We start from the raw sequence: 21,681 nt of genomic DNA, 5'->3' as shown, positions 1-21,681 counted from the left end.
CCTTGCGGTACACGTGCTGCCTGATAGCAGAACCTGACGCTCAGGGTCGAAAAAAATGAGCCCTAGTGTCGCGATATTCGCTATTCGAATCCAGCGCTGGCTGGTCTAGGCGCAGAGCAGAATGGTGCAGGATCAACGCGATCAATGATCTGCTGTTTGAGACCAGTGGCTGACTGCCTCAAATAGCGCTTGTCGGCTCACCGGCTTGCTCAGAAAATCCTGCATGCCGGCTTCTTCGCAGTGTCGCCGGTCCAATTCAAAGGCGCTGGCGGTAAGTGCAATACAGGGTATGGGAAAGCGCCCTTCGTTTTTGCATTGCCCGTGGTACCGGCGACAGACTTCAAGTCCATTGGTATCCGGCAGGTGGATATCCATCAGAATCATGGAGTAGCGATCAGGTTGGCTGGCAAGTAACTGGAGTGCCTGTTCACCTGAGCTGGCGATATCAACCTGGATCTCGAAGCCGTGCAACATGCCTTCGATCACCATTTGATTGACTGGATTATCTTCCACCAACAGGACCGGTTTGTCGGGGCGATCATGATCACTGGTCTGATTTTGCTCGCAGCTTTGTTCTCCTTGATGGCTGAGCTCCAAAGGAATATTGAAGCTAAAGTGCGAGCCTTTACCTTCCGTACTCAGAGCGCTCAGCTCACCGCCCATTTTCTCTACAAAGGTACGTGCTATGGACAGCCCCAGCCCGGTTCCACCGAAGCGCCGTGAGGTGCTGGAGTCGGCCTGCTGAAAGGCATCAAACATGCTTTCGAGGCGTTCCGGGGCGATGCCAATGCCGGTGTCTGTTACCTCACACTCCAGCCAGAGCCGGTTGCTGTCGTACAGGTTCCAGCTGGCTGCAACAGTGACATTGCCTTGTTCGGTAAACTTCAATGCATTGCCAATCAGGTTAACCAGAATCTGCCTAATGCGGGTAGGGTCGCCCTGTACCTCAGACCATTGCGTATTACCTTGCATTCGGGTTATGAGCTGCAGGTTTTTTTGTCTCGCCGTATGCTCAAACACATTTACCGAAGAGCTGATCAGTTGTGGCAGGTTGAACGGGATTTTTTCCAGTTCGAGTACGCCACGCTCGATGCGCGAGAAGTCGAGGATATCGTTGATTACCTTGAGCAGGTGGTCGGTCGACTCGCCGGCGATATTGACGTATTCGCTTTGCTCGCTGCTCAGGTCGGTAGTCTCCAGTAGCTGCAGCATACCCAGCACGCCGTTCATTGGTGTGCGTAGCTCATGACTCATCATGGCGAGAAATTCCGACTTGGCACGGTTGGCCGCCTCAGCCTCTTCACGCGCGCTGACCAGCTGCTGCATTGCCTGCTGTTGTTGCGCCCTGGAGCGTTCCAGGGTTTCAGCCAGGCTGTTGATATTGCGCATCAGTTGTCCGACCTCATGCTCATCGGTGACCTCCAGCCGGGTGCTGAGTTGCCCTTCCTGCAGTTTGTGCACGGCCAACCCCATACGTGCCATTGGGTTGGCTAGCGCGCGCGCGAGGCGGATGGCCAGAAACAGTGTGGCGATCAATACGAGTGTGGCCAGGCCGGCCGTTTTCAGCAGAATGGCATGCTGGCGTTCAACGAAGGCTGCGTTGCTCAGACCAACATGTACCTGACCGAGGTAGCTGAATTCGTCCTGAGGTTCGCTGATCGGTACGTCGAGCAGAAATAGATCGTTTTGCAAGGTGATACGCTGACGCATAATGTCGGCGACAAAGACCTGAAGGCCACTACTGGCGTTGCTTTTGGCGTTCTGCTTGCTGAGCATCAGTAGCGGCTGGCCGGTGCTGTCATACACCTCGACGTAGCGTACGTGCGGCATGTTGAGTGTGCCTTGCACCAGACTCTCCAGCGTGCGCAGGTTGCCACTAATTACGCCGTACTCGGCGGCGGGTGCAAGCTGGTCGGCAATCAGTTGTCCGGTTAACTGTAATTCGCGGTTGACGTCGTCCAGCCGCGCGCTGGTAAATACCGTGAAACCTACCCCAGCCATCAACATCACCGGCAGGGTAGCAATGAGTATCAACCGGCTGAAAATAGTGCCGTGCTGCAGAAAACTCATGGTGATTGCTCCAGCTCAGTCAGCAAGTGACGGAGCGTTTCGTCATCAGGTTCTGGCAAGCCCAGAGAGCGGGCCACTTGTGCGTTGCTCAATACCGAAAAATAAGCGGGGTAGGTAACCTCGCCCGGCAGCTGATCCTGTTGCAGTAGTAAGGCAACGCTGTGGGCCATGTCTCCCGGTGTGCTGTACGTTGTGCTAAGGCTGCCGGCTTCAATGAAAGGCGCACTTGGCCCTATGAGCACCTTGCTGCGCGAATAGCTGGTGAGCAGTATGGTTTTGAGGTTGTCGGCATTGTAGATGCCGGGGTCGTCGAGGCCGATGAGTACATCGGCTGTATCTAACACTTGCAGCAGGTCTCTGGTCAGGTTGGATGGGCGCTTAACTATGACGCTGTATAGCCGCAAGTCGCTTTGCTCTGCTGGATAGGTCCATTCGGCATGGGCGCTGCTTTGTTCTTCGCTATAAAGAAAACCGGCGACTCGTAACCTTGGTACCAGGATTTTTGCCAGGCGCAGTTGGCGGATTGGCTTGGGGTTGGCGAGCAGGGTGGTCAGATAGGCTGGCAGTGGCTGCGAGGGGAGGGCATGTCGGTTCAGATAGGCGGCGATGCTAGGCGTTTGCAAGCCTGACTGTAAGCGCCAGTTCAGCATATCTTTGCCGAGTGTAATGATGATGTCCGCGCTGGTTGCATCGGTTGCCGGGGTGACTGAAACCGTTACCTGGTCTTGTGGCAGCTTTGTCCGCAGTTCGGCTACAAATTCATTAATCAGTGGGCTATCGGCCGCAGGAGCGGCAACAAGAATGGCACGAGCAGATGCGCTGGCTGAACATAACACCAGTAACAGCAGGCAAAAGGCTCTAGCGCCAAATCTCATTTCAGCATAAGCCGCAGCTGGTAATCATTAATCATAGTGACGTTCCTTGTCGGTTTTGCTTTCGCGCCTTGCCGGGTGCTGGGCCGCCCCGGCTTGCTCAAAAGTGTAGTTCAGCACTCAGGTAGTAGTGGTTCTGGCTTTCGTACCTGTTTTCGTCCCATGTCAGCGGCTCGTCGTCCAGGCGATGCTGCAGTACCAGGGCCAGGTTCAGGTGGCTACGCTGCCCGAGCGCGAACTCTTTTTCCAGCCGAGTATCCACACGTTCAAAGCGGCGCTCGTTAAGTTGGTCCGCGCCGTAATAGATCAAGCTGCTTTCAATACCTGCGGGCCATGAGCGAATCCATGCGGCGCTACCGGAATTACGGGCTGTGAGACGTTGGTCAAGCTTGCTGCTGGCTTCGAAGTCAACGTAGGCGTACGTCAGCCGAAAGCGGTCGGCATAGGTGGCACGCCAGTCGATCTGAGCTTCAGCGCCTTCAAACTCGGCAGATGAGTCGTTATTGGGGTAAAAGTCAGTCAGCTTTAGCGGCTCACTGTTCATGCCCGTAATACGCTCCTGAAACACGCGCAGATCTACGGACACGCCATAACGGTGGTTGGTTCCGTTATAGCCAATCTCACGTGAGCGCATGGTCTCGGTATCGAGGTCCCCAGGGCCAACGGCGGTGGCGTAATAGCTTTGTGGTCCACTTACTGGCCCACTGATGTTCTTCAGGTTATAGGTCCAGTTGATGTTGTTTTCGTACATGTCAGGTGTGCGCACGGCTTCTGAATAGACGAACCTGAGGCTGTGCAGCGGGGTGATGAAGTAGTGCATTGCTACTCGCGGCGAAAACGCATCACCCACCAGTTGGGAGTCTTCGTACATGCCGCCGAATTGAAATAGCCAGCGATCATGTGGACGGTACTCAGCGTTACCAAAAGCCTGAATAATGGCGTTGTCGACAGTGCCACCGAAGAAAGTCTCGGATTTGACCCTGTCCTGACGATAGCTGGCGCCGCTGACAAAGCGCAGTTGCTCGTTTAGACGGAAGGTATCCTGAACCTCAAGGTGATAGCGGCTCTCGCGTATGTGTTGATCAATGTCGAAACAGGCGGGTTCACTGTCCACATATTGTTGGCGCTCCTGCAGTATCCTCTCGCCCAGATCGCCAAGATAGTCGTAATACTGACCGTACATGAAGTCGTTCATGTAGTTGCGTAGACTGCCCGCTACGTCGTGACTCATATAGCGGCTGACCCGTCTCGCGGCGAGCGGGCTCAGAGCAGAAAGCTCGCGTAGCGTCGGCGAGAAGACCAGTGGACTGTCACAGGCGCGGAAGTCGCTCAAACGCTCCATATGCTGACCGTAGGCGAGAATCTGTACGCTATGGTTTGCCGATAGGTCGGTTTTCCAGAGGCCCTGCACAACGTAATCGTGGCCACGAATATCAGAGTCGGGTTGCCATTCGTCGATCAATTGATCAAATTGTCCCAAGGGTTGCTTGGCGGCGCCCAGGAAAGGGCTGTAATCGTAGTAACTTTGGCGACTGGTTTCGCTGGCAGCCAGCTGCCATTCGATCGTGTTGGATGTATCCACCTGGAAAGCGCTGCTCAGGTTGACGCGCGTTAGGCGCTTGCCATCTCGATATTCCTGGCCGGGTTCTTCGTAGAAGTCGAAGCCTTCATCTGCCATGCCGGACAGCGTCAGGCGGGTTTGGCTGTATTCGGTGCTAAAGCCCTCGCGCGCTAACCAGTCATTAACTCCGCGCGTGCCTTTGGTGAGCTTGAATGTGGTGCCCAGCGTGTCACGCGGGTGGCGGGTGATGATGTTGATCACCCCCATCAGGGCGTTGGCACCGTATGCGGCGGTGTTTGGCCCGCGAAAGACTTCGATACGATCGATATCTTCAACCGCAACCGGTATTTCAGCCCAGTCTACTGTGGCAAAGCCTGGGCGGTAGACCGAGCGCCCATCAATTAGTACCTGCAGGCGCCGCGCTTCGGTAACATTGGTGCCGTGATAATTGACGTTGATCTGATTGCCGCGACGGTAACCAATCATCATGCCCGGTACTAACCGCAGAATCTCCGGAATGTCTCTGGCGCCAGTGGCGCGAATCAACTGGCGGTCGAGCACCGTCATGCTGCCAGGCACCTCCGCAGGGGCTTGCTTGAGGCGGGTTGCGCTGAGGACTTTGGGCAATTCGAGATCGTCAAGCAGCGGATCCGTTGACGCCTGCAGGCTTGCTGGCAGACCCAGTAGTGTAATTCCTGCCAGAAGTGTGACGCGGTAGGTGGACATATAAAGAGGCTTTGTGAGTTCTTCTTCGGTGCCTCATCTTAACCGTCATAACAGGTTTTTCCACTGCTGAATCGCTGTTATTGTCAGGCAGGCTTATACTGGCCCCGGAAAACCTGATTAAAGGATGTTGAATGACCGATTCCAAAGCGGCTGTCTGCGTACTAGGCGGAGGCAGTTTCGGCACGACGTTGGCCAATTTGATGGCCTGTGAAGGGCAGCAGGTAACGCTCTGGTTACGTGACCAGGCAGTTGCCGACCATATTCGCGACGAGCAGGAAAATCCGCGCTACCTGCCGGGTTTCAAGCTGGATCCTCGGTTACAGGTATCAACCGACATTGAGGCGACCATTGCGGCTGCTGACCTGGTCTTTCTGGCTATTCCCAGCGGCGCTTTTCGCAGTGTGCTGCAGGAGATTGGTCCCAAGCTAGCTGGCAAGAAAGTGGTCAGCACCACTAAGGGGATCGAACAGCCCGGTTTCCTGATGATGAGCCAGATCGTTGAGCAGGAAGCGCCGCAGGCTCGCGTTGCCGTGCTCTCAGGCCCTAATTTGGCCAAGGAAATGGCCGCCGGCGAATTGACTGCAACCGTCATTGCCAGTGAAGACCAAGACCTTTGTATTTCGGTACAGGACGCCTTGGGCAGCCAAAATCTTCGGGTCTATGCCAGCCAGGATCGCTATGGCGTTGAACTCGGTGGCGCGCTGAAAAATGTCTACGCGATTATCTCCGGCATGGCGGTAGCGCTGGGTATGGGCGAGAACACCAAGAGTATGCTGATTACGCGGGCGTTGGCTGAAATGACCCGTTTTGCTGTGCACATGGGCGCCAACCCGATGACCTTTCTCGGGCTTGCAGGCGTCGGCGATCTGATTGTGACCTGTATGTCGCCGCAGTCGCGCAATTTTCGGGTTGGGCATGCACTGGGCAAAGGCGAAACGCTGGAAGAAGGTGTCGCTCGGCTTGGCCAGGTGGCAGAAGGTGTTAACACGCTAAAAACCCTGAAGCAGAAAGCGGACGAAGAGGGCGTTTACATGCCGCTGGTTGACGGGCTGTATGCCATCGTTTTTGACAAGTTGCCGCTGGAGCAGGTGATCAGCAAGTTGATGTCGGCAGAACAGAAGCACGATGTTGAGTTTGCGGCCGTTATGAGCACCACACCTAACAAGGAGTCATAAGTTATGCACGCGTTTAAAGAGTCTCTTTGTTCCGCCGATTTCTGGTTGCGTTTGCTTTATACGTTTTTATTCATGCTGGTTTGGCAAGGTGTTGAGATACTGCTGGCGCTGCTGGTGGTTATTCAGATCATCGCGCGCCTATTTACTGGCAATGCCAATGATGATGCCAAAGCATGGGGCGAAAGCGCCTCCCTGTACGCTTGCCAGATCGGCCGTTACGTCACCATGGCAAGCGAACAGAAGCCCTGGCCTTTTATGGAGTGGCCAAAGCCACAGCCAGCGCCTGAACCCATTATAAAGCCCGCCCCGAGCGAGCCGGAGATAACGGCGGAGCCCCGTGAGCCAACGCCATGAGGCTCTGGGTTCTGCGTCATGGGCAGGCTGCTGCGCAGGCCGCCAGTGATGCTCAGCGCCCGTTAACTGGCGCAGGCGAAGCTGAGGTGCGGGCTATGAGTACTTTGCTCAAGGGGCAGCCCTTGGGCGCGATTCTTGCCAGTCCCTATGTGCGGGCGCAGCAGACCGCTGCGCTGATGCGTGAGGAACTTGGCTTCGCCCAGGATGTGGGAACTGCTCCTTGGTTAACGCCCGATGATCAGCCCGGTGAGGTCATCGATTTTTTAACCGAGCGCACAGAGAGTGAGCTGTTACTGGTATCGCATCAACCTCTGGTAAGTCAGTTGGTCAGTCTGCTGGTGCATGGGCACCGCGCTGAGCATTATCCCATGCCGACGGCTGCACTGGCCTGTATTGATATGGACTTTGTCGCGGCCGGGCTGGGCAATCTGGTGCAGCTCAGCGTACCCGCCGATTTGTCGCGCTGATATAACTCTATTCTCATCTGGTGGGCTGTGCCTTAGCCTGTGTGTTAGGACCTTGTGGTGAGGTGTTTGCATGGGATAGTGTTCATTCGAAAGGGTGATAACTTCTCAGCACGTGATGTCATTCCAACAATAATAATTAGTTAGAGTCACGAGGGCACATTAATGAGCGCCTTAACTAAAGCGCCTGCAACGGCACTGGAAGCATTTCTGCGCCAGGAAAGTCTGCAGGCGGACAGAATCTATTTGATTCAACCTATGCCTAATGGTGAGGTTGTTGAGTTGAGCTGGCGCGAGGTTGGCGATCAGGCACGGCGCATGGCGAGTCATTTGAAGTCGCTGTCGTTTGCACCTGGTAGCCAAATTGGCCTGCTGTCCAAGAACTGCGCCCACTGGATAATCGCTGACCTGGCTATCTGGATGGCCGGGCATGTATCCGTTCCGCTGTATCCCGCCCAGACTGCTGATAGTACGCGACAGGTGCTAGAGCATTCAGATACCTGCGCGGTATTTATTGGCAAGCTGGACGACTGGCAGAACATACGTGGCGGCGTGCCCCTGGATATGCCCTGGATTGGGTTGCCGCTGGCGCCGGATGACGACAACATTACCCCCTGGCAGTTGTTGCAGGATAGGAACGCTGCGCTCGAAGCGATCGCCACGCCGACCGAGGATCAACTCGCCACCATCGTTTACACCTCAGGCACCACGGGCATGCCCAAGGGCGTCATGCTTAGTTTTGGCAGTATGTATCTGTCGGCCAACAACGGTTTGCGGCTATTCAATATCAGTGCCGAGGACCGCTTGCTGTCTTATCTCCCCATGAGTCATGTGGCTGAGCGACAATTCATCGAAATCGCGTCCCTACTCTCAGGTCAGCAGGTCTATTTCGTCAACAGTGTGGCGACCTTCTTTGATGATGTGCGACGGGCCAGACCTACGGTATTTTTTGCCGCTCCGCGTATCTGGGAACATATCAAGAATTATGCGCAGCAGCGCAACGCCTCTGTCTGGTCTCGTCTGCAAATGAGGCTGCCGGTGCTGTCGGCTGGCAAGTCGCGCCGCACGCTGGCTGATTTGGGGCTTGATCAGGTGCGTTATGCTGTTTGTGGTGCAGCGCGCATCAACGCGGGTCTGGTCGCCTGGTTTGCCGAACGTGGCATGCAGATAGTAGAGGCATACGGGATGACTGAGAACTGCGGTTACTCGCACCTGGGGCGCCCGAAGAAGATCAAGTCGGGTTATATCGGCCTGCCTAACCCCGGCGTGGAGTGCCGTTTATCCGCCGAAGGTGAAGTGCTGGTGCGCAGTCGGGCGTTGATGTTGGGTTACTACAAGGATCCGCAGCGCACGGCAGAGGTAGTTGATGATGAAGGCTTTCTGCACACCGGCGATCTTGGCGAGATTGATCAAGACGGTTTTCTGCGGCTGACGGGGCGCACAAAGGATATATTTAAAACCTCCAAGGGCCGTTACGTGACGCCTGTTCCGATCGAAACCTTACTGCTCGATCATCCGCTTATTGCGGATGCCTGTGTAGTGGGGCATGACCTGCCACAGCCGCTGGCGTTGATCAGGCTGCGCGCTACTGCAGACTCACATGAACTCCTTAACCGTCAGCTTGATACGCTGCTGCAGGGGATGAATGCGACACTGCAGCGCAGTGATCGGCTGGCATGTCTGGTTGTAGTGAGTGAAGAGTGGACGGCTGAGGAAGGTTTTAGAACCGCCAATCACAAGCTGAAACGCAACGTGGTAGAAGCAACTTATCAGGGCCAGCTGCAGCACTGGCTGGTTTCCGGCAATACAGTGGTCTGGCAGCAAGACGATAAGGAAACAGCATGAGTGAAATCTGGTTTGGCAAAGTCGATTTGGCCGCATTGAACGCACCCAAAGAGGATATCAATACCCTGTTGGATGTGAGGATCGAGGACTATGGCGACGACTGGATAACGGCCAGCATGCCGGTTGATAAGCGAACCCATCAGCCCTACGGTATCCTGCATGGGGGTGCATCGGTAGTGCTGGCCGAGTCCTTGGGCAGCATCGCCTCTTACCTGTGTATCGACAGCAGTCGGTTTTACTGTGTGGGGCTTGAGGTGAACGCCAATCATTTGAAAGCCGTCAAGAGTGGCCGGGTCACGGCCATTGCCAAGCCGGTTCATCTGGGCCGTACTACCCACGTCTGGGATATTCGCTTAAGCAACGAAGAGGGCACGCTTACCTGTATCTCTCGCCTGACCATGGCCGTGGTGCCGGTCAAGGCCGCCTGACTGTTTGGGTTGTGACGCCAGGTCATAACCCTTCAACACCTTTCCCTACCTGCTCTTGTCGAATCAATACGCTAACCTTTCGTTGACCTGATCTATGCCGCTGCATTCACGGCTGGTGTGCTTGATTGTCGCGAGCCCATGTAGCCTTTAGATTGGCCCAAACAAGATCATGCCTAGAACCTGAACGGATAACAGATGACATTGACCAGCCGCGAAGTACGTTTCTCTCTGCCCTCACTTGAAGTCGCCGGTAAAGTCTGGGGTGAGCCCGGCGGCATCCCCGTTATTGGTTTGCATGGCTGGCTGGATAACGCAGCGACCTTCGATCATATTGCGCCCGCGCTAAAAGGCGTGCAGCTGGTGGCTCTGGACCTTCCGGGGCACGGCCTCTCGGATCACCTGCCGATGGCGGGTTACAGCTTATGGCAGCAGGCCTCGACGGTATTACAGGTGGCAGAAGACCTGGGTTGGGAGCGCTTTGCTCTGCTCGGTCACTCGATGGGAGCAATTATCAGTGGCATCCTTACCGGCAGCTTGCCTGAACGTATCATTGGCGCGGCTATGATCGACGGGCTAATGCCCTTTACCTCCGAACCCGATGATGCGCCAAGACAAATGGCGCGGTTTTTTACCTCCAGCCTGGCCGTCGGCAATAAACGCAAGCCAGTGTATGACAGTGTTGAAAAAGCCATTTCCGCGCGGGTGTTGGGCGGCACTACGAGCATTGCCCGCGAGGCCGCCAGCAGTCTGGTAGAGCGCGGCCTGATGCCGGATCACGGTGGCTGGACCTGGCGCACTGACCCGCAACTGATGTTGCCGTCACCACTGCGCTTTACCAATAAGCACGCCGAGTCGTTCATTGAAGCGATCAGCTCGCCAGCCATGCTGGTGCTTGCCAACCAGGGTGTCATGCACGAACATCCACAGGTGCTGGATCGTATTGAGCGCTTCAAGCACATCCAGTTACATAAAATGGATGGTGGTCATCACTTGCATCTTGAGGCGCAAGCGCCCGATGTAGCGGCCTTGCTCAATGATTTTTATGCCGCCTTACCCAAGGTGGATAGCAGCGCGCCCTGACCGTGGCTGCGTAAACCGAGTATGCTGTGGTTTGATCAGCCGCTGCATCAAGGAATCCTATGTCTGTGCGTCATTTCCCTCTGCTTGGATCATCCATCGCCTGCCTGCTGTTAAGTGCGGCGGTGGTCGCGGACGAGGCGTTTGACCAGTCCCTCAGCATTCAACCGTTTAGTCATGCCAGCTCGGTTGAGCAAAAGCTGATCCCTGATGCTGAGCATAAGGTCATGATTGGCAGCGTACGCCGGATCAACAACCAGCTGCGGGCCGAGCGAGAGGTGCGAGCTACCGGCGAGCTGCTCCGCGCTACCTGGCAGGTACATGATGGTTATGAGCCTGAGGAAGCCTTCAGAGATGCGTTGCGACAACTGACCGAGGCACCGCATACCTTGCTGTATACCTGCGAGGGGCGGGAGTGCGGCAGTAGCAGTCTGTGGGCTAATCAGGTGTTCAATAACGCGCAGCTGTATGGTCCCGAGGACGATCAGCGTTATCTGGCGTTACGCCTGGACAGCGAGCCTCAGCGTTTTATCTCGTTGTACTCCATTACCCGTGGCAACAAGCGCAGCTACCTGCATATGGATCAGTTCACGCCGAGTGAAGCGGTTACTGAAGCCTTGTATCCCACGCCCATCACCTTGCTCAAGGTGCTCAAGCGCGAGGGAGTGATATTGTTGCCGGCGTTGGATATGAGCAAGCCAGACGCTGAGCCAACGACCGAGTGGTTGAGACTCCTGGTGCGTATGCTGCGGACCGATTCGCTATTGCGAGTCAGCATCGATGGCCTTGATGCACCAGCATTGGTTGAGGCGCTGAAGGTCGGCGGTATCCGCGATCAACGTCTCAACGTTGGCGAGCCAACGCCGGAGCAGGGCGTAAAGATTACGCGTATTCGCTGAGCAACACGGCTCAGCGCTCGGGCGCACTTGCTGGGCTAATGAGCAGTTTGTCGGGCAGCGCCTGTATCGAAAGCCAGTCGAACAGCTGGGTGCGATAGCGCCCCTCGTTGTACATGTCGGCCTGATCAAGGGCGTGGTCATCCAGCGGATTACCCGACTGGCCCAGCGGGTTGATACCCAGCGTGGCGTTGACGTCGGCCAGATCGATCAGGCGGCGGGTGGATGGCCCGGACTTCACTTGATAACGCGCGCCGCCGGTATTGAAAGCCATGTTGTTCAGGGTTTCGTTACCACCGTTGACGGCAACCGGATCAGGGTTGAGGTAGCGGCCAAAGGGAATGCGGCTTGCTAGCGCGTGTTCAGGCTGCAGGCTTGCCAGGCGGGACCATTGCCATTGTTCGGGCTGTTCGCCCAGATCCTTGACCAGACCTTCTACTGCTTTGATCCAGGCGTGGGTAATCGCCGCCTGACGACCATCCATGCTCGGGTTTTGGCGGTTGTCCCACCAGGGTGAGGTGGGCTTCCAATACAGCTGCGTCAGGGTCTTGCTGGCCAGATAGGTATCACGGAAAAAACCAAAACGCTCACCCAGTTCGTCGGCAAAGAGTGCGTCGCTTAGCTCGTCACGCCAGCGCTGAAACAGGCTGGCGCCTACGCTGTCCTGCTGATAACGGCCATCCCATTGCGCCAATAGCTCGGCGGCTTTGGCAGCCGGTGCACGCAACTCGGCACTGAACAGGTTGTAGTCAAACAACGGCATGGCATCTTGCACCATGGCGAGTGCCTGGGGGCGTTGATCGTCCAGCTGCATGGCCTTGAACTGCGACAGGTCAAAGGCTTCGTCCTGCTCCAGCAGAGCCTGCAAGCGCTGCGCGCGTTCGGTGGGTGCGTAGTAACCGGGCAGACTGCGGCGTACGTTGGTCTCTGGGTAGGGATTATTTGTGCTGAACAGATAACCCGAGCGTGGGTTCACTATCTTCGGATTGCTGGTAAAGGGCTGATAGCCACGAAATTCATCACGGCCAGAGCCGCCATTGAGCAAGGTGAAGCCGTTGCTGCTGGTGGGCCAGCGTTTGAGTTTGCCAATGGCCCACATGGCGATATTGTCGTCTGTGTCGGCGTACAGCAGATTCAAGCCGGGCGCGCTATGAGCCGCCGCCGCTGCTTCAAACTCGGCCATGGACTGCGCTTGGGTAAAGCCATGGAATGCCTTGGCGGAGTCATTCTCTGGATCAAGAAAGGTCCAGAACAGGCTGACAGGCTGGCGCTCGAGGCTGCCGGGCAGGTCGTTGATAATGGGGCCGTGGCGGGTGCTACGGGTTTTGATCAGGCGGTCTTCCTGGCCGCGAATCTTGATCACCTCTTCATGTTGGGTGAAGTCTTCCCAGTGATCGGTAGCCCAGACCTGGTCGGGATTGTCGGGGTTGACCCGCTCGCGATAAAAGTCGAGATCGTCATTCATCAGCATGGTCAGGCCCCAGGCGTGATGCCGTGTCTGGCCCAGCAGGGGAAAGGGAATGCCGGCCAGAAAGTGACCGTAGACTTCATTCTCCGGAGTGCGCAGATGGGCTTCGTACCATACGGCCGGCACCGAAAAACCAATATGCGGATCGTTGGCCAGCAAGGGTGCCCCGCTGGCACTGCGGCTACCCTTTACTGCCCAGGCATTGCTGCCAATGAACTGTCCTGCCGGGAAATCCTTCTCCACTGCCGATATTTGCTCCAGCAGTGGTCGCAGCAGCTCTATATAAGGTTGCCCGGAGGAGCGTGCTGGCGGCAACTGGTCTGGCCAGCTGGGCACCAGATCCTTATAGTGACGCTCGCTCAGGGTGCCGCGAATATGATCTACCAGTACATCGGTCTTGAAAGCTTCGGCGAAGGAGTAGGCCATGTAGCCCATGATCTGGGCGATATCCTCGGTGGTGAAATAGTCGGGACTTGCCATCAGCAGGCGGTATTCAAGCGGTCGGCCGCCTTGATCGATATATTGGTTTATACCGTCTTGGTAGGCGTGCAGGAGTTTGACGTGTGGGCTGTCGGGCTCGGCGTCCAGCCGCTTGGCGTACGCACGGGCTAATCGATTGATGCCCAGGGTACGGAAGAAGCGGTCAGTGGCAAAGGATTCAGCACCAAAGAGCTCAGACAACCGGCCACCACCGACGCGGCGTAACATGTCCATCTGAAATAGCCGGTCCTGCGCATGTACGTAACCCAGTGCGCGGTAGGCATCCTCTTCGCTTTGTGCATCTATATGCGGAACGCCCCAGGCGTCGTAGTAGACTGAAACCGGTTGTTGCAGATTGCCCAGTTGCAATTCGCCATTGCGTTGCGCCTGAGCGCTCTGCAGTATCCAAATGGCCGCCAGCGCGATGAGTGCCAAGAGCAGAGCAATAGAGAAGAGTATTTTTATAGGTATGGAAAGACGCTTGATCACGGGGTGCCTTGTGCCGCAGGAAATCATCACGGCATCATGCGCAGAGTGACCATGAACGTCAATCGGGATTAACCAAATTGCGGGGGAGCCAACATCTTATGGGGCAGCGAGTAGCATTGGTGCTGGGCAGCGGCGGTGCACGTGGTTATGCGCACATTGGCGTGATCGAGGAGATCGAACGGCGTGGTTATGAAATTTCCTGTATCGCTGGTTGCTCTATGGGCGCCGTGGTGGGTGGTATTCATGCGGCTGGCTACCTGAAGGAGTATCGCGACTGGGTTTCCGGGCTGGATTACCTGGATGTTATCCGGCTGCTGGATATCGGTTTTGGCAACCTCGGCGCCATTCGTGGCGAACGGGTGTTTGGTCGTATCCGCGAGATCGTCGGTGAGATCAATATCGAGCAGCTGAATATCCCCTTTACCGCTGTGGCGACGGACCTCACCAATCAGCAGGAAGTCTGGTTCCAGCAGGGCTGCCTGCATCAGGCCATGCGCGCCTCTGCGGCCATTCCCAGTCTGTTCTCGCCGGTACGTCAGGGGAGTCGTGTGCTGGTTGATGGTGGTCTGCTGAACCCCTTGCCGATCGTGCCCGTGGTGTCTTCACATTGCGACCTGATCATGGCCGTCAACCTGAATTCCAGTGAAAATGACGGCTACAGCATGCCCGTTGTTGAGCGCCCGGCACCTATTCGGCAGCAATGGGATCAATGGATGACGGCACTTAAGCCTAACTGGCTGGGACGAAGAGGCGAAGAAGAGGAGGAGGGCGATGCTATCGCCTTGCTGACCGCAGAGCACGAGCCCGCAGAAGCCCCGCATTCAAGGGAAGAGGATCAGCTGGCGCCAGTCGAAGTAGATGCCACGCCGGGGCCAGCCAGCATGCTCGAGCTGGTCAACCTGTCGTTTGAGGCCATGCAGTCATCTCTGACCCAATACAAGATTGCCGGCTATCCACCGGATGTATTGATCAACGTGCCCAAGCGTTTGTGCCGGTTTTTTGAGTTCTACCGCGCGCCAGAGTTGATTGAACTGGGTCGTATGGTTGCCAGCGATACACTGGATCAGTTCGAGCGTCGCGGGCGCTGAGTCATAGGCGCAAGGGCTATCGGCTGGTAGAATCGCCAGCTATATGATTCTGCCGGAGAGCCTGCATGACCCAGACAGTGCGATTGACCGAATACAGCCATGGTGCCGGTTGCGGCTGCAAAATAGCCCCCAAGGTGCTGGATGAAATGCTATCGGTCGGTCAGCCTGGCCCAAGCTTTGAGCGGCTTTGGGTCGGTAACGACAGCCGCGATGATGCGGCTGTTTTTGGTTTGGATGCCCAGCAGGGGATCGTCAGTACCACCGACTTCTTTATGCCCATCGTTGATGATCCCTACGACTTCGGGCGTATCGCCGCCACTAACGCTATCAGTGACATCTACGCCATGGGCGGTACGCCCCTGATGGCGATTGCCATTTTGGGTTGGCCGGTCAACCTGTTGCCTGCCTCGGTTGCGGGCGAAGTTTTGGCTGGTGCACGTCAGGTTTGCACTGATGCGGGTATGCCCCTGGCCGGTGGCCACTCGATTGATGCGCCGGAGCCGATTTTTGGCCTCGCCGTTACCGGCAGCGTGATGCGGCAGCATCTCAAGCGTAATGATCAGGCACGCGTTGGCGCGCAGCTGTTTCTTACTAAGCCCCTGGGTATCGGCATTCTTACCACCGCGGAGAAACAGAAAAAACTGCGTCCGGAAGACGTGGGCGTCGCGCGGGATCTGATGTGCACGCTGAACAAGGTTGGCCAGCGCTTTGCTACCTTGCCGGGCGTGCAAGCCATGACCGACGTCACCGGCTTCGGCTTGTTGGGGCATCTGGCTGAAGTAGCCGAAGGCTCCAAGGTGAAAGCACGTATCCACGCCGATCGCATCCCACGCATTGCCAGCGTGGATTACTACCTTGAACAGGGCTGCATCCCCGGTGGCACGCTGCGCAACTTTGACAGCTACGGCCACAAGATAGCGCCGCTACCCGAAGGCCAGCAGCACCTGCTGTGCGACCCGCAAACCAGTGGCGGGTTGCTGGTGGCCGTGGCACCGGAAGCAGTCACCGAGTTTCTGTTGCTGGCGCAGGAAGAAGGCCTGGCGCTCGAGGCCATCGGAGAGTGCATAGAATCAGATGGCGGTCCTTGGGTTGAGGTCATTTGATGCGCGATAACACCGCCGATTTTCGCCAGTTGTTTTTATCGGATGTGCCACTGATGGATGTGCGCGCGCCGGTGGAGTTTGCCAAGGGCGCGTTTCCAGCCTCACGTAATCTGCCACTGATGAATGACACTGAGCGTCAACAGGTGGGGACGACCTACAAGCATAGCGGCCAGGAGGCGGCGATCGCGCTGGGCCATAAACTGGTTGGCGGTGATACCAAGGCCGCGCGAGTTGAGGCCTGGATTGAACAGGTCAAGGCCAATCCCCAAGGCTATCTGTATTGCTTTCGCGGTGGTCTGCGCTCGCAGATTGTGCAGCAATGGCTAGCTGATGCTGGCGTGCAATATCCGCGCGTTGTCGGCGGCTACAAAGCCATGCGTCGCTTCCTGATAGACACGTTGGATCAGGCGGTCGAGCAAGTACCGCCGGTTCTGGTTGCGGGTTTGACCGGCACGGGTAAGACCGAAGTCATTGCCGCGCTGAATAACAGCCTGGACCTGGAAGGCCACGCTCATCACCGCGGCTCCAGCTTTGGACGCCACGCCACGCCACAGCCTACGCAGATCGACTTTGAAAATCGCTTATCAATCGAAGCGCTCAAGGTGCGGGCCGCTGGGGCACAGCGGCTGGTGCTGGAAGATGAAGGCCGCATGGTAGGCAGTTGCACTGTGCCGCTGGAAGTCTACAACGCTATGCAGCAGGCTCCGCTGGTATGGCTGGAAGACAATCAAGAGAACCGTGTTAGCCGTATTCTGGCTGACTATGTCACCCGCATGCAGACAGAATATGCACAGGTAAACGCCGAGCCTGAGCACGCTTTCAGCGCCTTTGCCGACTACCTCACGGAAAGTCTGCTGCGTATTCGCAAGCGTCTGGGGGGAGAGCAGCATCAGCAGCTAGACGCGCTTATGAGGGAGGCGCTGGCAGAACAACAACGCAGTGGCGATGTATCCCTGCACCGGGAGTGGATCAAAGGCCTGCTGGAAAATTACTACGACCCCATGTATGCCTATCAGGCTGAAGCCAAGCAGGCGAGGGTAGTGTTTTCCGGCAATCATGCCGAGATTGTTGAATACCTGGCGGACCTGGAAACGCGTTAAAGCCATTCTGACTGCGTTGGCGCTCATTGTTTGTTTGCCAAACCGCGTGGATGAATATCAGCAATCATCATGTTGCTTGAACAAAGCCGCTGATTCAGTCGAATCCTGACCGAAAGCATTGTTATTATCCGGCTATCCTTGGGTTGCGTAGGCGGCCTATAACGGTAGTCAGGAGATAATAACAATGAGCAGTGAGTTTTCCGGCAAGGTAGTACTGGTGACAGGAGCCGCAGCGGGTATTGGGATGGCGACCGCAGAGGCCTTTGCCGCCGCCGGCGCGAGGGTGATCGCCTCTGATGTCGACGTTGAAAACGGTCAGGTTGTGGTGCAGAGCATTACCGCCAACGGTGGGGATGCCGTGTTTATCCCCTGCAATGTCGCTGACGCCGAACAGGTCCAGTCCCTTGTTAAACAGATTGAAGCTGACTACGGCCGCCTTGACTGCGCTTTCAATAACGCGGGTATCGAGATCGAGCGCGGCAAATTGGCCGACGGCGACGAGGCCGTGTTCGACCGCATCATGGACGTCAACGTTAAAGGCGTCTGGCAATGCATGCGCTTTGAAATACCCTTGATGCTGAAAAGCGGCGGTGGAGCTATCGTCAACACCGCCTCGGTTGCCGCCCTGGGCGCCGCGCCGAAAATGAGCATCTACGCTGCTAGCAAGCACGCCGTGCTTGGCCTCACACGTTCTGCTGCAGTGGAATATGGCAAGCAAGGCATTCGCGTCAATGCCGTCTGCCCCGCGGTAATCGACACCGAAATGTTTCGCCGCGCCGCCGCGATTGAGCCACGCAAAGCCGAATTTGCTGCCGCTATGCACCCGGTAGGTCGTATCGGCAAAGCCGAGGAGATCGCCGCTGCCGTGCTGTATTTGTGTTCTGCAGGTGCGGGCTTCACCACCGGCATTGCGTTACCGGTAGACGGTGGCAGCACCTGTATCTGAACCGCTTGTAAGCAGCTTGCAACGGACCATGGGTTGGTCCGTTTTGTTGCGTAACGACCGTATTGCGTCGCTCGATTACCAGCATCTGAACACAGCTTTACCAATCTTGTTGATGGCGTTACATTTCAGCTAACAGGAGCATAGGGATGGCGCCCTAAAATGCGGTTGCCAGCATAATCCTCGATGATGCGAACATGGTTATAGGCATATCGACGTGCAATCTCATTGGCTCGCCTAGTTTCGTTAAACTAACCGAACGACATTTTTCTGGGCGCGCCCCTATGGCGACGAGTGGATGGTGCGTGAAAACTGTATTGATAGTCTAGGGTAGTCGAGTGAATAGATAGTGTAAGTTGTCAGGGACTTTAGCTGTGCTTATTCGGTCGGTTGTTGCGGTATTTTGCCGGGCGACGCGTACAAATAAAATTATAAATAGAGGGAGATGTATGAGCATGGATAGCAAGGGTGTTGATTTGGTTCAAGGTGGAATGGTTTCTTGTAGAGCTTGTAAAAAAGATATTCATAGTAGTGCCGCTGTGTGTCCGAATTGCGGATTGCAAAGACGATCTTCTCGATACAAGAACAAGTTTGTCGCGGCTTTTTTTGCGTTTTTTCTAGGCGCTTTCGGTGCCCACCGTTTCTATCTGGGGCAGTGGTGGGGCGTGTTTTATTTGTTGTTTTTCTGGCTCTGGTTACCGGGGCTGGTTGCGTTTGTGGAGTTTATCTATTTTCTCGTCTGTGATTCGAAAAAATGGGATGAGAAATACAATGAGGGGATGCCTGCCGGACCGAACGAGCGCGTCAGCGGTGGGCTGATCGCCGTGCTGATGGTGTTCAGTTTGTTTTTCTTGATATCCATGATTGGCATCTTAGCGGCTATTGCTCTTCCCGCTTACCATGAATACACAGTCCGCGCCAAGCTGGCTGAGTCACATAATGCTGCCCGTGTCGTGATGCAAGGCGTAGAGCTGTATGTGAATGAAAATCGGCAGTGGCCGTCAGCGCTTGCTGATATTGAGCTATACGCCGATATTGAAACGCCGTTGGTGGAATCAGTGATAGTTAGGCCAGAGGTTGTGTACGTGCAACCAAGTCAGGCGGTTGGGGTGGAAGGTGCGATCATCTATGTGGCCTCTGCGACGGAAGCCGGTATCTCCTGGAGCTGCAAGGAATCCACAGTCAAGCCGCAGTATCTGCCACCGGAATGCAGACCTTAGCGTGCGCTGGGGTGGGATGATCGCCAGCGCGCACCCGGTAGCCTGGTAGTAAGTATGATCTCTTGCTGATGTGTTGACACCGTTCATAGCGGCATAAGGTCGCGTAGGATCACTGGGGCTCATCTCGTCCCCACTCGGCGTTATACTGTGCCGGTATTTCTCATGTTAATCAGGAGCTCTCATGTCGGCACAGTTTCCACAGGCCCGCCTTCGTCGCTTGCGCTCAAGCGACGCCCTTCGCACCTTGGTGCGTGAGAATTCGCTGAGGGCGGAGCATCTGGTCTATCCCATCTTTGTCGAGGAGGATACGGACGAGTACACCCCGATTGAGGGTATGCCAGGTCAATATCGTATTCCGGAGAGCAAGCTGGGAGAAGAGGCCCAGCGCCTGGCGGCACTGGGGTTAAAAAGCATCATGCCGTTCGGTATTTCCCATCACAAGGACGAAACCGGCAGTGATGCCTTGCGCGAGGACGGGATGGTTTCGCGTATGGTGCGTATCATCAAGGCAGCCGTACCGGACATGGTCGTTATTCCCGATATCTGTTTCTGCGAATACACCTCCCATGGTCACTGCGGTATTTTAAAGGATGGCACCGTAGATAATGACCGCACCATCAAAAACCTGGGTGTTCAGGCCGTTCAGGCCGCCAAGGCTGGCGCCGATATCATTGCTCCGTCAGCAGCGCAGGACGGTCAGGTGTTGGCTATTCGCGCTGCGCTTGATGAGGCTGGCTTTACTGAAACCCCCATCATGGCCTATTCCACCAAATTTGCTTCGGCGCTTTATGGACCGTTCCGCGAAGCTGCGGGTACCGAACTCAAGGGGGATCGTAAAACCTACCAAATGGATCCAATGAATCGCCGAGAAGCGCTCCGCGAGTCGCTGGCAGACGAAGCAGAGGGGGCCGATTTTTTGATGGTCAAACCAGCTTTGGCTTATCTTGATGTGATGGCCGACATCCGGCGTAATAGCCTGCTGCCGCTAGTGGCCTACCAAGTGAGCGGGGAGTACGCGATGATCAAATTCGCTGCACAGCAGGGCGTAATTGACGAGTCCGCCGTGGTGCGTGAGACCCTTGGCTCTATGCGTCGCGCGGGTGCTGACCTCATCATGACGTACTTTGCGCCGCAGCTCCTGGAAGAAGGGCTTTAACGTCTCGGCGGCACACCGTGTTTTGGAAATGCTGTTGCCGCCGCGGTGCCTGATTTTTCAGTGCCATGCCATAAATGACTGACAAAGCCAAAAGCGGGGTCTGTTGGTGGATACCGTTCTGATATTCGCCAACAGGGAGTGCAGGCCGTCAACCGCTATTGAGGTCGTTGGATGACACCCGCCAGGGAGTTGAATCTATTCATTCCAAAATAGCCTGTTAGCATAATGAGTTAGGTATATATGTAGAGGTGGCGTTGAGAGGTCTAATCGTTATTGTAAGCACATTACAGCTTATGGCGTGCTCATCCATCTGCCTTGTTCCAACCAAGAAAGGCTCGGACAATGCGGAGGTTTATACCGTCAGTCATCATGCAAATGCCGTTTGGTTGGAGGCGCTGGAAACTAAGTTAGCGCAGTGTGAAGTTGTAGCAAGTGAGCGTTATTCTCAAGGTAATATTCTGGCTGACTTCGTGCCTTCGCCCATTAACTCAAGCCCTTCGTGCCTGCTGAGAAAGGCGAAAAATAACGTGGTCAGCCAACATGGGTCGCTGGTACTCGTTGAGTATTATTGGTATCACTTTGAGGCGGGTTTGCAGTATAACCTTTTGACGTATGAGTGCCCTAATGACGTCATCTTTGTGACAGAGCCGAATGCTGCAAGGCACGACTATCCGCTAGCAGAATGATGTGCCAGTGCGTGATAAGAAAAGCAATGGTACGTGTAATCTGATGAGCGAGTATGGTGCTTACTATCTGGCTTCTTATGATTTACTCAACCGCTGTAGCTTTGGCTAGGGTGGCATTAGATGTGTTAAGTATGCATAGCCCTTTTAACGTGTATCCACACTCGGCTCCACGCGGTAACTCCTCAGTTTGCATTTTACAGCAGCACGCCTTCTGGCATTTTCAATGCGGGTAAGCTTGTTACCGTCCTGAATGCAGGCTGCCACTTTTATCTAGTCATTGTGCTACTCGGTTAGCATTCCATACAAATATCCTTGATTGGGAGTCGCTATCGTTGGCTGCGCTGCGAGCCGTCTGTAGTGGTCAACTGATCCCGGACAGTATTATAAGTTTTTCTTCGGCTACTACCGGCGATATACCACCGTTGAACGTATGAGGCCGTTGCTGGTTGTAATACCCCATCAGGTAATCGCCAACATCCT

General features: G+C 55.7%; 17 protein-coding genes. 13 read left to right on the top strand and 4 right to left on the bottom strand.

Annotated features, from left to right (window positions below; translation table 11 throughout):
- Positions 1–141 precede the first annotated feature (141 nt).
- The 3 genes from EF096_RS16935 to EF096_RS16925 all read right to left on the bottom strand — a co-directional run bounded on the left by EF096_RS16935 (position 142) and on the right by EF096_RS16925 (position 5,229).
- Positions 142–2,070, bottom strand: coding sequence for an ATP-binding protein (locus EF096_RS16935; RefSeq protein WP_123890984.1), 1,929 nt, complete (start codon positions 2,068–2,070; stop codon positions 142–144).
- Positions 2,067–2,945, bottom strand: coding sequence for a hypothetical protein (locus EF096_RS16930; RefSeq protein WP_123890983.1), 879 nt, complete (start codon positions 2,943–2,945; stop codon positions 2,067–2,069). The genes EF096_RS16935 and EF096_RS16930 overlap by 4 nt, the downstream gene beginning before the upstream one ends.
- Positions 2,946–3,042: 97 nt before the next feature.
- Complete coding sequence (locus EF096_RS16925; RefSeq protein ID WP_123890982.1) at positions 3,043–5,229, bottom strand: TonB-dependent receptor plug domain-containing protein; 2,187 nt, start codon at positions 5,227–5,229, stop codon at positions 3,043–3,045.
- 131 nt (positions 5,230–5,360) lie between these two features.
- Here EF096_RS16925 and EF096_RS16920 point away from each other — a divergent pair, with 131 nt between their 5' ends.
- The 7 genes from EF096_RS16920 to EF096_RS16890 all read left to right on the top strand — a co-directional run bounded on the left by EF096_RS16920 (position 5,361) and on the right by EF096_RS16890 (position 11,471).
- On the top strand, positions 5,361–6,404 hold the full coding sequence (locus tag EF096_RS16920) for an NAD(P)H-dependent glycerol-3-phosphate dehydrogenase (RefSeq protein ID WP_123890981.1): 1,044 nt from the start codon (positions 5,361–5,363) through the stop codon (positions 6,402–6,404).
- 3 nt (positions 6,405–6,407) lie between these two features.
- Positions 6,408–6,758 (top strand): DUF4389 domain-containing protein, encoded by a 351-nt coding sequence (locus tag EF096_RS16915; RefSeq protein ID WP_123890980.1) that lies wholly within the window; start codon positions 6,408–6,410, stop codon positions 6,756–6,758.
- Positions 6,755–7,225, top strand: a complete 471-nt coding sequence (sixA, locus tag EF096_RS16910; RefSeq protein WP_123890979.1) for a phosphohistidine phosphatase SixA — start codon at positions 6,755–6,757, stop codon at positions 7,223–7,225. Before EF096_RS16915 ends, sixA begins: the two co-directional genes overlap by 4 nt.
- Before the next feature lie 162 nt (positions 7,226–7,387).
- Positions 7,388–9,067 (top strand): AMP-binding protein, encoded by a 1,680-nt coding sequence (locus EF096_RS16905; RefSeq protein ID WP_123890978.1) that lies wholly within the window; start codon positions 7,388–7,390, stop codon positions 9,065–9,067.
- Complete coding sequence (locus EF096_RS16900; protein WP_123890977.1) at positions 9,064–9,495, top strand: hotdog fold thioesterase; 432 nt, start codon at positions 9,064–9,066, stop codon at positions 9,493–9,495. Before EF096_RS16905 ends, EF096_RS16900 begins: the two co-directional genes overlap by 4 nt.
- Before the next feature lie 195 nt (positions 9,496–9,690).
- Complete coding sequence (locus EF096_RS16895; RefSeq protein WP_123890976.1) at positions 9,691–10,575, top strand: alpha/beta fold hydrolase; 885 nt, start codon at positions 9,691–9,693, stop codon at positions 10,573–10,575.
- Between the two features lie 59 nt (positions 10,576–10,634).
- Positions 10,635–11,471, top strand: coding sequence for a DUF4892 domain-containing protein (locus EF096_RS16890; protein ID WP_123890975.1), 837 nt, complete (start codon positions 10,635–10,637; stop codon positions 11,469–11,471).
- A 10-nt stretch (positions 11,472–11,481) separates the two neighbouring features.
- On the opposite strand, the gene EF096_RS16885 is transcribed toward EF096_RS16890, so the two are convergent.
- Positions 11,482–13,905, bottom strand: coding sequence for a penicillin acylase family protein (locus EF096_RS16885; RefSeq protein ID WP_158611308.1), 2,424 nt, complete (start codon positions 13,903–13,905; stop codon positions 11,482–11,484).
- A gap of 98 nt (positions 13,906–14,003) precedes the next feature.
- On the opposite strand from EF096_RS16885, the gene EF096_RS16880 reads away from it, so the two are divergent.
- The 6 genes from EF096_RS16880 to hemB all read left to right on the top strand — a co-directional run bounded on the left by EF096_RS16880 (position 14,004) and on the right by hemB (position 20,515).
- Entirely contained in the window at positions 14,004–14,993 is a 990-nt protein-coding gene (locus EF096_RS16880) for a patatin-like phospholipase family protein (protein ID WP_123890973.1), read from the top strand.
- Between the two features lie 65 nt (positions 14,994–15,058).
- Positions 15,059–16,096: a selenide, water dikinase SelD gene (selD, locus tag EF096_RS16875; protein WP_123890972.1), complete on the top strand. Its 1,038-nt coding sequence runs from the start codon at positions 15,059–15,061 to the stop codon at positions 16,094–16,096.
- On the top strand, positions 16,096–17,196 hold the full coding sequence (gene mnmH, locus EF096_RS16870) for a tRNA 2-selenouridine(34) synthase MnmH (RefSeq protein ID WP_123890971.1): 1,101 nt from the start codon (positions 16,096–16,098) through the stop codon (positions 17,194–17,196). Before selD ends, mnmH begins: the two co-directional genes overlap by 1 nt.
- 184 nt (positions 17,197–17,380) lie before the next feature.
- A complete protein-coding gene (locus tag EF096_RS16865; protein WP_123890970.1) occupies positions 17,381–18,142 on the top strand; it encodes an SDR family oxidoreductase in 762 nt (253 codons plus the stop codon).
- A 452-nt stretch (positions 18,143–18,594) separates the two neighbouring features.
- A complete protein-coding gene (locus tag EF096_RS16860) occupies positions 18,595–19,359 on the top strand; it encodes an NINE protein (protein ID WP_123890969.1) in 765 nt (254 codons plus the stop codon).
- 181 nt (positions 19,360–19,540) lie between these two features.
- Positions 19,541–20,515 carry a porphobilinogen synthase gene (gene hemB / locus EF096_RS16855; protein ID WP_123890968.1) on the top strand — a complete coding sequence of 325 codons (975 nt, stop codon included), beginning with the start codon at positions 19,541–19,543 and terminating at the stop codon, positions 20,513–20,515.
- The last annotated feature ends 1,166 nt before the right edge of the window (positions 20,516–21,681 follow it).

It is taken from the genome of Pseudomonas neustonica, from assembly GCF_003797945.1.
Lineage (GTDB): Bacteria > Pseudomonadota > Gammaproteobacteria > Pseudomonadales > Pseudomonadaceae > Halopseudomonas > Halopseudomonas neustonica.
The sequence above is the reverse complement of the archived record's forward strand: the minus strand, read 5'-3'. Positions and strand labels throughout refer to the sequence as shown.